Annotated in this window: 13 protein-coding genes; 7 read left to right on the top strand and 6 right to left on the bottom strand. The window is 54.8% G+C overall.

Annotated elements, in window-relative coordinates:
- The first annotated feature begins 116 nt into the window (after positions 1–116).
- Positions 117–1,763, top strand: coding sequence for a class I fumarate hydratase FumA (gene fumA / locus FHC49_RS13220; RefSeq protein WP_220439994.1), 1,647 nt, complete (start codon positions 117–119; stop codon positions 1,761–1,763).
- A gap of 105 nt (positions 1,764–1,868) precedes the next feature.
- Complete coding sequence (fumC, locus tag FHC49_RS13225) at positions 1,869–3,272, top strand: class II fumarate hydratase (protein WP_185666198.1); 1,404 nt, start codon at positions 1,869–1,871, stop codon at positions 3,270–3,272.
- Here the strand turns inward: fumC and tus are convergent.
- Together tus and rstB are read right to left on the bottom strand one after the other, a co-directional pair.
- Positions 3,269–4,201 (bottom strand): DNA replication terminus site-binding protein, encoded by a 933-nt coding sequence (gene tus, locus FHC49_RS13230; protein WP_220439995.1) that lies wholly within the window; start codon positions 4,199–4,201, stop codon positions 3,269–3,271. The genes fumC and tus overlap by 4 nt on opposite strands.
- A gap of 86 nt (positions 4,202–4,287) precedes the next feature.
- A complete protein-coding gene (gene rstB, locus FHC49_RS13235; protein WP_220439996.1) occupies positions 4,288–5,589 on the bottom strand; it encodes a two-component system sensor histidine kinase RstB in 1,302 nt (433 codons plus the stop codon).
- Positions 5,590–5,858: 269 nt separating this feature from the next.
- On the opposite strand from rstB, the gene FHC49_RS13240 reads away from it, so the two are divergent.
- From FHC49_RS13240 to FHC49_RS13250, 3 genes are all read left to right on the top strand, one after another.
- Positions 5,859–6,722: an arginase family protein gene (locus FHC49_RS13240; RefSeq protein ID WP_185666201.1), complete on the top strand. Its 864-nt coding sequence runs from the start codon at positions 5,859–5,861 to the stop codon at positions 6,720–6,722.
- A gap of 93 nt (positions 6,723–6,815) precedes the next feature.
- Positions 6,816–7,388 (top strand): TetR/AcrR family transcriptional regulator, encoded by a 573-nt coding sequence (locus tag FHC49_RS13245; RefSeq protein ID WP_185666202.1) that lies wholly within the window; start codon positions 6,816–6,818, stop codon positions 7,386–7,388.
- Positions 7,389–7,560: 172 nt separating this feature from the next.
- A complete protein-coding gene (locus FHC49_RS13250) occupies positions 7,561–8,352 on the top strand; it encodes a PhzF family phenazine biosynthesis protein (RefSeq protein WP_220439997.1) in 792 nt (263 codons plus the stop codon).
- A 63-nt stretch (positions 8,353–8,415) separates the two neighbouring features.
- Here the strand turns inward: FHC49_RS13250 and FHC49_RS13255 are convergent, their stop codons facing one another.
- Positions 8,416–9,759 (bottom strand): cation:dicarboxylate symporter family transporter, encoded by a 1,344-nt coding sequence (locus tag FHC49_RS13255; RefSeq protein WP_220439998.1) that lies wholly within the window; start codon positions 9,757–9,759, stop codon positions 8,416–8,418.
- Positions 9,760–10,003: 244 nt separating this feature from the next.
- On the opposite strand from FHC49_RS13255, the gene FHC49_RS13260 reads away from it, so the two are divergent.
- On the top strand, positions 10,004–10,534 hold the full coding sequence (locus FHC49_RS13260; RefSeq protein ID WP_220439999.1) for an isochorismatase family protein: 531 nt from the start codon (positions 10,004–10,006) through the stop codon (positions 10,532–10,534).
- Between the two features lie 143 nt (positions 10,535–10,677).
- Here FHC49_RS13260 and rstA read toward each other — a convergent pair whose 3' ends face one another.
- The gene (rstA, locus tag FHC49_RS13265; protein ID WP_220440000.1) at positions 10,678–11,397 is read right to left on the bottom strand and encodes a two-component system response regulator RstA; all 720 of its coding nucleotides are present in this window, start codon (positions 11,395–11,397) and stop codon (positions 10,678–10,680) included.
- 154 nt (positions 11,398–11,551) lie between these two features.
- Here rstA and FHC49_RS13270 point away from each other — a divergent pair, with 154 nt between their 5' ends.
- Entirely contained in the window at positions 11,552–11,887 is a 336-nt protein-coding gene (locus tag FHC49_RS13270) for a GlpM family protein (protein WP_220440001.1), read from the top strand.
- Positions 11,888–11,890: 3 nt separating this feature from the next.
- Here FHC49_RS13270 and folM read toward each other — a convergent pair whose 3' ends face one another.
- On the bottom strand, positions 11,891–12,613 hold the full coding sequence (folM, locus tag FHC49_RS13275) for a dihydromonapterin reductase (protein WP_220440002.1): 723 nt from the start codon (positions 12,611–12,613) through the stop codon (positions 11,891–11,893).
- A 39-nt stretch (positions 12,614–12,652) separates the two neighbouring features.
- Positions 12,653–14,035 carry an amino acid permease gene (locus FHC49_RS13280; protein ID WP_220440003.1) on the bottom strand — a complete coding sequence of 461 codons (1,383 nt, stop codon included), beginning with the start codon at positions 14,033–14,035 and terminating at the stop codon, positions 12,653–12,655.
- Positions 14,036–14,075 lie beyond the last annotated feature (40 nt).

The following is a 14,075-nucleotide window of genomic DNA, read 5'->3' on the forward strand; positions in this document are numbered from 1 at the left end:
CGTACTTGTCTCAGTTTTTGTTAAAAAATTGTGTACGATAGGGTAACTCGCTTTTAACCTGGGCAAATGGAAAGCCTGCCCTTCATAACATCATCAAAGCAGTAAGTGAGAGCACAATGTCGAATAAACCTTTCTACTATCAGGATCCTTTTCCGTTAGAAAAGGATGAGACCGAATACTACCTGTTAAGCAACGACTACGTTTCCGTCGCAGAATTTGAAGGGCAGGAAGTCCTCAAAGTTGCCCCGCAAGCGTTGACGCTTCTTGCCAAACACGCCTTCCACGATGCTTCCTTTATGCTTCGCCCCGCGCACCAGCAGCAGGTGGCCGATATCCTGAATGACCCGGAAGCCAGCGAAAACGATAAGTACGTGGCGCTGCAGTTCCTGCGTAACTCGGATATCGCGGCAAAAGGTATCCTGCCGACCTGTCAGGACACCGGCACGGCAATCATCATGGGTAAAAAAGGCCAGCGCGTCTGGACCGGCGGCGGCGATGAAGCGGCGCTGGCTCGCGGCGTGTATGACACCTTTATCGAAGACAACCTGCGCTATTCGCAAAATGCGCCGCTGGATATGTACAAAGAGGTCAACACTGGCACTAACCTGCCAGCGCAGATTGATCTCTACAGCGTGGACGGTGACGAATATAAGTTCCTGTGCATCGCCAAAGGCGGCGGTTCGGCGAACAAAACCTATCTCTATCAGGAAACCAAAGCGCTGATCACCCCAGCGAAGCTGAAAACTTACCTGGTTGAGAAGATGCGTACCCTCGGCACTGCGGCTTGCCCGCCGTACCATATCGCCTTTGTGATTGGCGGTACGTCTGCCGAAGCCACGCTGAAAACCGTGAAGCTGGCGTCGACCAAGTATTACGACGGTCTGCCAACCGAAGGTAACGAGCACGGCCAGGCGTTCCGCGACGTTGAGCTTGAAAAAGAGCTGCTGGTTGAAGCGCAGAATCTGGGCCTCGGGGCGCAGTTCGGCGGTAAATACTTCGCGCACGATATCCGCGTGGTGCGTCTGCCGCGCCACGGCGCGTCCTGCCCGGTCGGGATGGGCGTTTCCTGCTCCGCTGACCGTAACATCAAAGCCAAAATCAACCGCCACGGCATCTGGATTGAGAAACTGGAAAATAACCCAGGTAAGTACATCCCAGAATCGCTGCGTAAAGCGGGCGAGGGTGAAGCGGTGAAGGTCGACCTGAACCGTCCGATGAGCGATATCCTCAAGCAGCTGTCCCAGTACCCGGTCTCTACGCGCCTGTCGCTGAGCGGCACTATCATCGTGGGTCGCGACATTGCGCACGCCAAGCTGAAAGAGCGTATGGATAAAGGCGAAGGGCTGCCGCAGTACATTAAGGATCACCCGATCTACTACGCGGGCCCGGCGAAAACCCCTGAAGGTTATGCCTCTGGCTCGCTGGGGCCAACCACCGCGGGGCGTATGGACTCCTACGTTGACCAGTTGCAGGCGGAAGGCGGCAGTATGATCATGCTGGCAAAAGGCAACCGTAGCCAGCAGGTGACCGACGCCTGCCATAAGCACGGCGGCTTCTACCTCGGCAGCATCGGCGGCCCGGCAGCGGTGCTGGCGCAAAGCAGCATCAAGAGTCTGGAATGCGTGGAGTACCCGGAGCTGGGTATGGAAGCTATCTGGAAAATTGAAGTGGAAGACTTCCCGGCGTTTATCCTGGTGGATGACAAAGGCAACGACTTCTTCCAGCAGATTCAGGCGTCGCAGTGCGCCCGCTGCGTGAAATAATCTCTTTTACCGCCCTTCGGGGCGGTTTTTGTTTCTCCGTTCATACTTATCTTTTTCGCAAGAGCAATGTCACTTCACAATCACTTTGAATTCAAGGAGAAGGTAATGACAACGTCACGCCGCGAAAGCGATTCTATGGGGCCAATTGAGGTTCCTGCCGACAAACTGTGGGGCGCGCAAACCCAGCGCTCACTGGAGCATTTCCGGATCTCCACCGAGAAAATGCCGCTTTCGCTGATTTATGCCCTGGCGCTGACCAAGCGCGCGGCGGCGAAGGTTAATCTGGATTTAGGCTTATTAGCGGCAGAGAAAGCCGAAGCCATTATGGCGGCCGCCGATGAAGTCCTGAAGGATCAGCATCCCGATGAGTTCCCGCTGGCTATCTGGCAGACCGGCTCCGGCACCCAAAGCAATATGAACATGAACGAGGTGCTGGCTAACCGCGCCAGCGAACTGCTGGGCGGCGAGCGCGGCATGACGCGCAAAGTGCATCCGAATGATGACGTGAACAAAAGCCAAAGCTCGAACGACGTTTTCCCAACGGCGATGCATGTGGCGGCGGTGATTGCGCTGCGCCAACATCTGCTGCCGCAGTTGGCGGTATTGCAGGAGACGCTGCGCCAGAAATCGGAAAGCTTCCGCGATATCGTCAAGATTGGCCGTACGCATCTGCAGGACGCTACGCCGTTGACGCTTGGCCAGGAGTTCTCCGGCTGGGTGGCAATGCTGGAGCATAATCGTCGCCATCTGGAACAGAGCCTGCCGCACCTGAGCGAACTGGCTCTGGGCGGCACCGCCGTCGGCACCGGGTTGAACACCCATCCAGAATACGCCGTCCGTGTAGCAAAAGAGTTGGCATCGTTGACCGGGCAGCCATTTATCACGGCGCCGAATAAATTCGAAGCGTTAGCGACCTGCGATGCGCTGGTTCATGCCCACGGGGCGCTAAAAGGGCTGGCGGCATCGTTGATGAAAATCGCCAACGACGTTCGATGGCTGGCCTCCGGCCCGCGCTGCGGCATTGGCGAACTTGCTATTCCGGAAAACGAACCGGGTTCCTCCATCATGCCGGGTAAAGTCAACCCGACCCAATGCGAAGCGATGACCATGCTGTGCTGCCAGGTGATGGGCAACGATGTGGCGGTCAATATGGGCGGCGCATCCGGCAACTTCGAGCTTAACGTTTATCGCCCGATGATCATCCACAACGTACTGCAATCCGTGCGTCTGCTGGCCGACGGGATGGAGAGCTTTAACGAGCACTGTGCGGTAGGGATTGAGCCTAACCGCGAGCGTATTAATCAGTTGCTTAACGAGTCGTTAATGCTGGTGACGGCGCTGAATACCCACATCGGCTATGACAAAGCGGCGGAGATTGCCAAGAAAGCGCACAAAGAGGGGCTGACGTTGAAGAACGCGGCGCTGGCGTTAGGCTATCTCAGCGCCGAGGAGTTTGACCGCTGGGTGCGGCCTGAAGAGATGGTCGGCAGCCAAATCAGCGGCGCTTAATCCGGCGCTAACCACAGGTGCAGCCGCTCAATCATCAGCTTAAGCGGCTGCGCTTCCGGCTTGTGTCGATGCTGGACGTTATCGGCATCGTAGTTCAGCAGTTCACCAAGGTCAGGCACGCTGACGCCGTTACGCCCGGAAATCACCGCAATCAGCGGGCCAGGGCAGGCGTACTGCACCTGTTTCTGCTCGCCGGCGTACCACACGCGGGCTATCGGCTGTACCTTTACCGGGCGTTTGATTTTTAACTTCGCCTGCTGTGGCAGCGCCGCAATATCCTGATATTCCCGCTCCAGTCTTGATTGCCATTGTTCACGGGTCCACGGTGGCACCGCTCGCGGTGACTTCAGGCTTTTTTCAAGCTGCGCCAGTACTTCATCGCGGGTCAGATTCTTGATGATATGTTTATTCGCCCAGCCGAAGCGGATGGTGCTTGGGTCGGAGAGGAGGGTGAGCGAGCGGTAGGCGTTGAGGGTGATCAAACCGGGAATATAGCGATGAACCCATTCAAAACGCGCCACCGACGGCAGGCCCGAATCGACGGTGATTATCTGCTCCAGCGCGGCCTTTAACGCGTTAATGTGCTGCACGCGTGCGGCGAGCGCTTCATGCTGCTCGTTGGTTGCCTGCAGGCAGATAGCACCGGGAAGACGTACCGCCGCCTTGCTGCTGAGATTCTCCGACTGCTGCTGAATAAACAGATGGTTAAAGTGTTTCAGTGCCATCTCAAAGGCGGTTTGCCCCAGATGCTGGACAACCTGAATCTGGGATAGCGGCGCGTGCTCTGACGTTTTCGTCACTTCCGGCAGCTCAAAAATACGCGCGGTAAGCAGGCGACAGGCGGAGAGTTCATCGCGCAGGTCCAGCAGATTACGCTCTATCTGGCGAAACGTGTCGGTTAACCGTTCTACGAGGTCGTAGCTGGCCATGATGAGCTCTCCGTTATGTAGTTAGTTACAACATACTGACTGCACCGTTTACTATAAGCCAGAATCTGGCACCGTGCAAACCGCGGTCAGCTAGCCGCGGGCAGGGAGATATGGTGGTAGATAGGCCAGGTCAGGCTGAACCGTGCGCCGCCCAACGAACTGACGTCACAGTGCGCCTGTCCGCCCATCGCCACGGCGATAGAGTGGACAATAGCCAACCCTAAACCGCAGCCACCGGTGGCCCGGTCACGACTTGGATCGAGGCGGACAAAAGGCTCGAATACGCGCTCACGTTCGCCTTCGGCAATACCGGGGCCGTCGTCATCGACCTGCAGGCAGGCGATGCTGCCATGCAGCATCAGGCTAACCTGAATGCGCGACTGGCTGTAGCGCATGGCGTTGTTGATTAGGTTGTCGAGCACGCGCTCCATCAGGCGCATATCCAGCGCGCCGTAATCGCCCGGCGTAATCTGGTCAATGGTCACTTCGCGCTGTGGATTGACTGCCTGCACATCTTCAACATGTGTGGCGATCCACTGCGGCAGGTCTGGCGTGGTCAGCGAAAGTTCGGTCTGCGGGCGGTCGAGGCGCGCGTAGGTCAGCAGCTCTTCAATCAGCGCTTCCAGTTGCCCAATATCGCGATTGAGCGCCAATGACTCGGCTTCGGTCAGGTTTTCACTCATCTCCAGCCGATAGCGCAGGCGCACCAGCGGCGTGCGCAGTTCATGGGCAATACCGTCAATCAGCTGTTTCTTACTGGCAATCAGCGCATTGATGTTATCGGCCATCTGGTTAAAGGCGACGCCAAGACGCTCGAAGCTCGACATGCTGTCAAAGTGAATGCGCTCGGTCAGATGCCCCTCGCCGAAGCGCTGTGCGGCGCTCTCGAGGCGGAGCATGTCCTGCCAGTGCGGTCGCATCCAGATAAACACCGGGAAGGCGAGCGAGATGGCGATAAACGCCATTAGCGCAATATCCAGCAGTCGCATCTCATGCATAAAGTAGAGATAGGGGATCGGCCCGACGGCCAGTACGTAGTGGCTGCGTGGAATGCGCTGAATAAAGGTGTACTGGTCATCAAGTGCAACGATATCGCCTTCGCGCAGGTGTTGCATCGATCTTTCGCCTAGCTGGAATTTGCTCAACGGCTCAATACGCAGGTCAAACGACAGGTTAAGATCGAGCTCGTTGAGCGTCTTACTCCAGTTGCGTGGTGGAATTTCACGTAGCTCGCTACGCATAAGATACAGAGAGCTTTTCATCAGGTCGTCAAGCGACTGACGACCTGCCCGTTCGGCGGTGAACTTATAGACCAGCCCGACCAGCATGGTCATGACCAGAAAGCAGACAAACAGCAGAAGGTAAAACTGCACAAACAGCTTTTTCATGAAAAATCACCGAACGTTCAATGTGTTAGCTAATACGTTTTCCCCAGAGATTTTCAGGGGCGGTCAGCGCTTTGCCGATTCGCAGGGGATGAGAGGGTCATCAAACCTGCTTATCCTGGCAGAGTACACTGTATAACGCGGTTCTGCATGCCATGACGTTGATGAGCGACGATAAATGTGGGGTTCTACCATCCTTGCTTGCATCATTTTTATCTCAGATAGATAATGAATGAACGTTCATTCATTATTGTATTTACGGTAGAGACATCATGAGTAAAAAGACGCTTCGACTCGATTTCCCTCAATGGCAGGGCGGCAATAACCCGCCTTATTACCTAGGTTCGCGGCTGCTCTCCTTTCTTGCTCCTGCAGCGAAGGGGCCGGTAGAAGAGGTACCGGTCGCGTTACCTGACGCGGACACTCTCACTCAGGTCGATGGCATCACCGGCAAACCGCAAATTATTCAACAGCTGCGTGACGCGGCAGCGCTTATCGAGAAACACGACCCTGATGCGATGGTCGTTTTGGGTGGAGACTGTCTGGTGTCGCTGGCACCGTTTGCCCATCTGCTGAATAAATACGGCGATAAGCTGGGCGTGTTATGGATTGATTCCCATCCTGACGTCCAGACCGCCGCGCAGTATCCAAATGCACATGCTCACGTCCTCGGGGCGCTAATGGGGACGGGCGATAAAGATCTGGTGGCGAGTGTTGCCACTCCGCTTTCGCCGGCCAAAGTCATGATTGCTGGCATCCACAAACCGCTGGCTTATGAACAGGAATACCTCGAGGCGCATCGCATCGCCACGTCGAGCCCTGAGGAGATCAAAAATGGTGCGAATGAGGTGCTGGCCTGGATTGCCCGAGAGGATATCGCTTATCTGGCCATTCATATCGATCTCGACGTTCTGGACCCCACGTTTTTCCGTGCGGTGCTGTTCGCGCAACCGGGCAGAGGGGAGCATGATTTCGGTGATGTCGCGGAAGGTAAGCTGACGATGGCGGAAGTGCTCAGATTGGTTCATCAGGCCACCTCACAGGCTGAGGCCGTCGGGATCACCCTCGCAGAACATTTACCGTGGGATATGCTGAACCTCAAGAATATGCTGAGCGAGTTACCGCTGCTGAAATAAGAATCAAGCCGGTAGTCACAGGGGGCATCATATCTGGCTACCGGCGTAAAAGGACGGTAAAGTTTGGGGGTAGGGACAAAGCAAAGGGCGAATATGTCAAAGGATACTGAAACTTACCATAAGCTGATTACCGCAGCTGCAGCCTGTTTCGCGGAAAAAGGCTTCAGCGCGACGAGCGTGCGCGAGATCGCTACGCGTGCCGGAATTAGTCAGGGGGCGATGTACACCTATTTTAAGGGTAAGGATGAGCTTATTCGGGCGATTGTACTGGAAGAGCAAAACTCAGCATTGAACTCGCATGAACAACTTTCCGGCGACACTTATTTTGAACGCCTTTGCCATCAGGTCATCTCTTGCATCAGCGATGTCGGCTATCCCGTTACGCACCGCTTGTGGGTTGAAATTATGGCGGAATCCTCGCGTAATCCTGAGCTACAGGAAACCTTTATTTCCAGCGACCGCATTATGCGAAAAAGCATTGCTGGAATCATTGAACAAGGGATAACGGCGGGGGAATTTCGCCAGGATATTAACCCGGAAGAAATGACCATTATTCTGTTCGCGTTTATTGATGGGTTGATTGCGCGCAAGGCGATAAACCCAGCTTTTTCGCTGAGTAAAGATGTGCCGATGTTTAACCAGATGATGATAACGCTACTGAAATAATACGTTCTCTCTATTTCTTCACTCTCCACTGCCATAGTGTCCCCGACGCAAGAAAATCTGTCGCGGCGGGGATAAGACCTGTTATGGTGTAAGTGCATAAAAAAAATCTAAATTGTGTCATTCCGCTATGGAAAAGATGCGGATTCTCCTGCGCTTGATGAGAGGTTAGGCTATGCAACAGATCGATTTTTATATGGTAGATGCTTTCACCACCACCACGTTTGGTGGCAATGCCGCTGCCGTTTGCCCGCTCACCGAATGGCTGCCAGATGCGACATTACTGAAAATGGCGAAACAGCATAACCAGTCGGAAACGGCGTTTTTTGTCACCACGGATAACGGCTTTGAACTCCGCTGGTTCACCACCCAGGGGGAAATCAACCTCTGCGGGCACGCGACGCTGGCGGCCGCACATGTCATCTTTGAATACCTGAATTTCCCTGATGCAACGATCCACTTCGATACCCGTTTTGTCGGGCCACTTACCGTGACCCGCAATGGGGAGTGGTTAACGCTTGATTTCCCGGCCTGGAAGACCGAACCGGTCGTGCCGCCCGCTTTGCTGCTGGAAGCGTTGGGCATCACCGAATATAAAGAAGTGCGCGTCGCGCGCGATTACCTGGTGGTGCTGGAAAATCAGCAGCAGGTCGAGGCGCTGCGGCCGAATATTAACGCCATGGTACCGCTGGGGAAAATGGTCTGCGTCACCGCACCAGGGACGGGCGAGTACGATTTTGTCAGCCGCTTCTTCTGCCCAGGTGAAGCCGTGGCTGAGGATCCGGTAACCGGTTCGGCGCATAGCATGCTCATCCCTTACTGGGCTGAAAAGCTGAGCAAAACGGAGATGATGGCGCATCAGGGCGTGGATCGCGGTGGGGAACTGCGCTGCCGCCATCTTGGTGACCGCGTTCATATTGGCGGGCAGGCGACGACCTATCTGATAGGCAAAATTGTGCTGCGTTAATATTTTCTCAGTGATACCGCTATTTAACGCGCCTCGGCGTTCAGGGCACCGAGGCGCGTGCTATCAATTCAGCGACGCTTCTGTTTCTTGCGCCGTCTCATCCTTGGTCAATATCCGGCTGGCAATCACGCCGGACATCATCGAGCCATTCACGTTCAGTGCGGTACGCGCCATATCCACAATAGGCTCAATCGCAATAAAGATCCCGACCAGCGCCACCGGAAAATTTAGGGTGGAAAGCACAATCAGTGCGGCAAAGGTTCCGCCGCCGCCCACACCCGCCACGCCGACGGAGCCCAGCGCGATGGCAGGTAGCAGCGTCACCAGGAAATGCACGGAGAACGGGTCGATGCCCATTGTTGGCGCAATCATCGCCACCATAATGGCCGGATAAATCCCGGCACAACCGTTTTGCCCCATGCTGGAGCCAAACGAGGCAGCGATATTGGCAATGGTGCTCGGTACACCAAATTTCTCCTGCGCGGTAATCGCCAGCGGAATAGCCGCCGCGCTGCTGCGGGAAACAAAGGCAAAGGTCAACACCGGCCACACGGTTTTGTAATAGCGCAGCGGGTTATGTCCGCTCAGTACCAGCAAAATGGCGTGCACGACAAACATCATCGCCACCGCCAGGTAGCAGGCGACAATAAAGCCGAGCAGGCTGGTAAATTGTGCGAGCTGATAGGTGGAAAAGACTTTCGCCATTAATGCCAGCACCCCGTAAGGGGTGAGGGTAATAACGATGCGTACCATCTTCATGACCCAAATTTGAATGGCGTTAATGCCAGCGCTTAATTTCGCGCCTTCTTCCGGGGCCTCTTTTTTCACTTTCAGCAGCGCGATACCCGCCAGCAGCGTAAATATCACAATCCCGATCACCGAAACGCTTCTGGCGCCGGTCAGGTCGAGGAATAGATTGGTGGGAATCAAGGAGGTGATGAGCTGCGGCAGTGAAACGGAGGCGGTTTTGGACACATCATCAGCGGTCAGTGTGGACTGCATCTGCCCAAAGGTGCTGGCGCTCAGCCCCAGGGTATGCGCCATCGTCAGACCCACTAATCCGGCGATCATCACCAGAATCAGCATACAGGCGACGATGGTCAGCGACATTTTGCCGATCCCCGCATTATTTTCGAGCTTATTAATCGCTGAGAGAATGGAAATAAAGATTAGCGGAATGGCGACCAGTTTTAATAAATTAACGTAGCCGTTACCAATGACGCTGTACCAATCAATAACGGTGGTTCTGCTATCGCTGGCGATAAAGTGGAGAGAAAGCCCGATGAGCGCGCCGATAAAAATAGCCGCGAAGACAGAGCGGGAAAGCGATGAACTGCGCTTATCTATTTCGAAAATGCCCCATGAGCAGATCAAAAAAAGCGCAATATACGCGAGTGTAATGAACATCTTTAAGCCTCTTGCCCCATTCAGCACCTGAAATGCCGGAAAGAGTTGTTTTCAATTAATTAACCTATTATCCCGGATGGATAATAGTGCCGTAGCGCATTATAGAGAGAAAGATTCTGATATGGCATGCAAAAAGTGTGACTTTATGCGTTTGGCCGATGGGGAGCGCTGAACAATATTTAGCGGCTTGTTTTCGCACCATGATTCTCGTAATTTGTCTTTTTACTGAACTGTCGGGGGCGTTATGCAGGCTTTACTGGTTATTGATATGCAACGGTTTGTCAGCGATAGAATCGCGCGTGGCATGGAGTATTTTCCCGCCGCGAGCATCGAGAATATGAAAACGATTCTGGCTTCTTTCAGGGCTGCCGGGAAAACCGTGCTTCATGTACGCCATGAAACAATCGAACCCGGTTCCGACTTGCAAAAAAATTCCCCGCATTTTCCACCGGTCGAAGGATTTGAGGAGCAGGGCGAAGAAAAGGTCTTTATCAAACGAACCTCGTCGGCGTTTAGTTCGACCGATCTCTACCAGTGGCTACAGCGCGAGAATATTAACGAATTAACGGTGATTGGCGCAGTGGCCGGTTTCTGCGTTAACTCAACGATTCGATCCGGGGCCGATCTGGGGCTGAGCATGACGATCGTTCGAGATGCGGTACTGAGTTTTCCGCTGGGCGAGGGGTTGAGCGCTGAAGCTATCTTCAACGTGACGTTGGGGCTGCTTGAAGCGGGCTTTGCGCGAGGTGTGACGATGGCCGAGCTGACGCAATAGCGAACGGAATTATAGATAATATCGCCAGTAGCGCGTTTAGTACGCTACTGGCAGCATAAACACGCTGTTTTTGAGAGGGATGGTGCGCCGCCTCTCGAGGGTTATAGTTTTACGGTCAGCATATTATGCTGTTGGGGTGAGTGTTATTCCCAGGCGTGCGGCGCAAACAGATAGCCTTTATTGCGTACGGTTTTAATGCGGTAAGGCTCGGTGGCGCTATCGAGCAGTTTCTTACGCAGGCGTGAAATCGCCACGTCTACACTGCGGTCCATACCGTCGTAGGTTACGCCGCGCAGGTTTTTCAGCAGTGCATCGCGATCCATTATTTGCCCGGCGTGCGTCGCCAGTTCCCACAGCAGATCGAAATCCGCCGTCGACAGCGCGATATTCTCGCCGCTCAGCAGCACCTGACGGTTGACCGGGTCGATGGAAAGGGTACCGAAGCGAATCGCTTTGTGCGGCGTCAACGTTGACTGGGCCTGTACAATACTGTTGCTGGTGGCTGGGCGCTGGCGTAAATGCAGACGCAGACGAGCCAGCAGGACGGCAGGCGGTGTAGTTTTGAGAATATAATCGTTGGCGCCCATTTCCAGGGACAGGATATGGTTCATATCGCTATCGAGCGAGGTCAGCAGCACAATCGGCCCGGTCCATTGGCCGCGCAGGTCACGACACAGCGTCATGCCGTCTTTACCCGGCAGCATAATGTCCAGCAGCACCAGGTCTGGGTTCTCGCGGGCGATCGTCGCTTCGGCGTTATCGCCACGTGGCTCGACCACCACATCCATATCATGCTTTCCGAGATAAGCGGCGATCAGCGCCCCAACATCCGGATCATCCTCAACATAAACGATCTTATTCATTACTCTACGCACTGACGGAAAAAACGCTACGATACACTGAGCGCCCATCGCCTGCCACCTCTGCTTTCTCAATTCCCGTGCTGTATTAACCTTTTATCTATGAGCAGACTTCCGTTATGCTCAGGCAACATGTTGTTTATCGGTAAATAATGCAATGGGATTGTTAATTAAGGCGCTGCTTGGGGCGCTGGTGGTTGTCCTGATCGGGATTTTAGCGAAAACTAAAAACTATGCGATTGCGGGGCTGATCCCGCTGTTTCCCACTTTTGCGCTGATCGCACATTATATTGTTGCCAGCGAGCGAGGCACTGAAGCACTGCGAACGACCATCGTGTTCGGTATGTGGTCGATTATCCCGTACTTTCTCTACCTGTTGTCGCTATGGTATCTCACCGGCATGATGCGCCTGCCGCTGGCGCTAGCAGGCGCGGTGGCCTGCTGGGGCGTCAGCGCCTGGTTGCTCATCTTTTTGTGGGTACGTTTTCACTAAGCGCTAGACCAGCGGGCGACCGCCGTCGACGGCAAAGGTACGCCCGGTCACGTAGCAGCTGCCGAGGATATACTCGACGAGATCGATAATCTCTTTCTCCCCGGCGGCAATCTTCATCAGCGACTTATTGAGTGCTTTCTGGCGATACTCTGCGTCATCATCTTCGTTAAACAATACCAGTGCAGGTGCAATCGCGTTCACCTTAACTTCCGGTGCTAGCTTGCGGGCGAAAGAACGGGTCATGTTATCCAGCGCCGCTTTACTGGCGGCATAGGCGATGTGCTTATCGCTGCCGCGCTCCACCACATAATCGGTGAAGTGAATAATATCGCCTTCGGCGTGCCCGTGGCCGCGCAGCATATCTTCCAGCGCATGGTTAAGCAGATAGGGCGCGTGGACGTGAATTTGCATCATCGCGTTCAATACATGGCTGAGGGATGCGCCAGGGCTCTCCGCCTGCCAGCCGCTGGCATTATGGATAACCGCGCGCAGGCTGGAGCAGTGGGTTCTTACCGCATCCGCGAAGGTATAAATTCCCTCGTCGGTAGAGAAGTCAGCCTGAATGCAGACCGCGCCAGCCTGCTGCATAACGTCGATAGCCGGGTAGTGAGTACGGTAGCTTAGAATAACCGGCTGCTGCTGGGTGAGAAAATGGTGGGCAAGGGCGAGGCCAATGCGGCGGCCTCCACCGGTAATCAGAATCGGGCGTGATAACATGTTTCCCATCGTACTCTCCTTAAATTAAAGACGATGGGATCACGCGCGTCACCCCACCAACATCCACGTTGCCGGTACGGCGGCAACCAGAAGTAAACCAATTAATGCCAACTCGCGACGCTTCAATATGACGTTATCGACATGGGTGCGGCGCGCATAAATAAAGACCAGTAGCCCTGGCGCATAGAGTACGACCGACAGCAGCAGGTGCATGGGGCCAGAAGCATACAATAACCATAAGCCATAAACACAGGCGCCGACACCAATAAGCTTGTGTAACGGACGATTCGCAATTTTAAGCAGGAACGCGCCGACCAGGAAGTAAGGCACGAGGATCATTTCGGATGCGATGGTCAGCAGCGTATTGTAGTCTGATCCCGTCAGCCAGATCAGCACCAGGCTTGCCTGCACGCTGAGGTTGGTCAGCCAAAGCGAAGCGGACGGCGCATTATTCGCGTTCTGACGAGCAAAAATACGCGGAAATGCCTTGTGCGTAGCGGCCAGCAGCGGCACTTCCGCTGCCATAATCGTCCAGCTCAGGTAAGCCCCGCAGACCGAAACAATCAGCCCAGCAGCAATCACAACTTCACCCCATGAGCCCATCATGCGAACCATCAAGCCTGCCATCGACGGGTTACGCATTTCAGCAAGCTCAGGGCGTGCGACAACGCCCATTGATAGCAGCGTCACCAGCAGATAAACGCCCAGCGCAGAGATAACGGCCAGTAACGTAGCGCGCCCGACGTCCTTTTTATTACGCGCACGCGCGGACACCACCACTGCGCCTTCCACGCCGATAAACACCCACAGGGTAATCAGCATGGTGTTTTTCACCTGTTCCCAGACCGGCACACCTAAATCGATGCCTTGGAAATCAAGAGTAAACAGGTCGCTGTTGAAGGCAAGGGCGGCCAGCACGATAAACAGCCCGAGCGGCACCAGTTTTGCCAGCGTTGCCACCAGGTTGATGCTGGCGGCAGTCTGCACACCGCGCAGGACCAGAAAATGGACGATCCACAGCAGTACTGACGCGCCGACGACGGAGTGCCAGGTATTGCCGTCACCAAACAGGCGCATCTCCGGCGTATCGGTAAAGAAGCTTAGCGCCGAGAAGACGATAACCAGATAGGAGACGTTGGCGATGACCGCGCACAGCCAATAGCCCCAGGCGGAGCAGAAGCCAACCAGTTCGCCGAAGCCTTCGCGCGCGTAGGTAAAGATGCCGCCGTCGAGGTCCGGACGAATGCGGGTCAACACCAGCATCGCCACGGCGAGGAATAGAATGCCGACGCCGGTGATGGCCCAGCCGATAAGCAGAGCAGCAGGGCTGGAGACTTCCGCCATATTCTGCGGCAGACTAAAAACGCCCGCTCCGAGCATTGAGCTCAGTACCAGCGCTGTCAGGGCACTAAGCCCTAATTTCTTTTCCATGTGAATCCTGTCGCGGAAGAAGAAGAACAAGAATATTTAT

It is taken from the genome of Kluyvera sp. EC_51 (genome assembly GCF_019584505.1).
Classification (GTDB): domain Bacteria; phylum Pseudomonadota; class Gammaproteobacteria; order Enterobacterales; family Enterobacteriaceae; genus Kluyvera; species Kluyvera sichuanensis.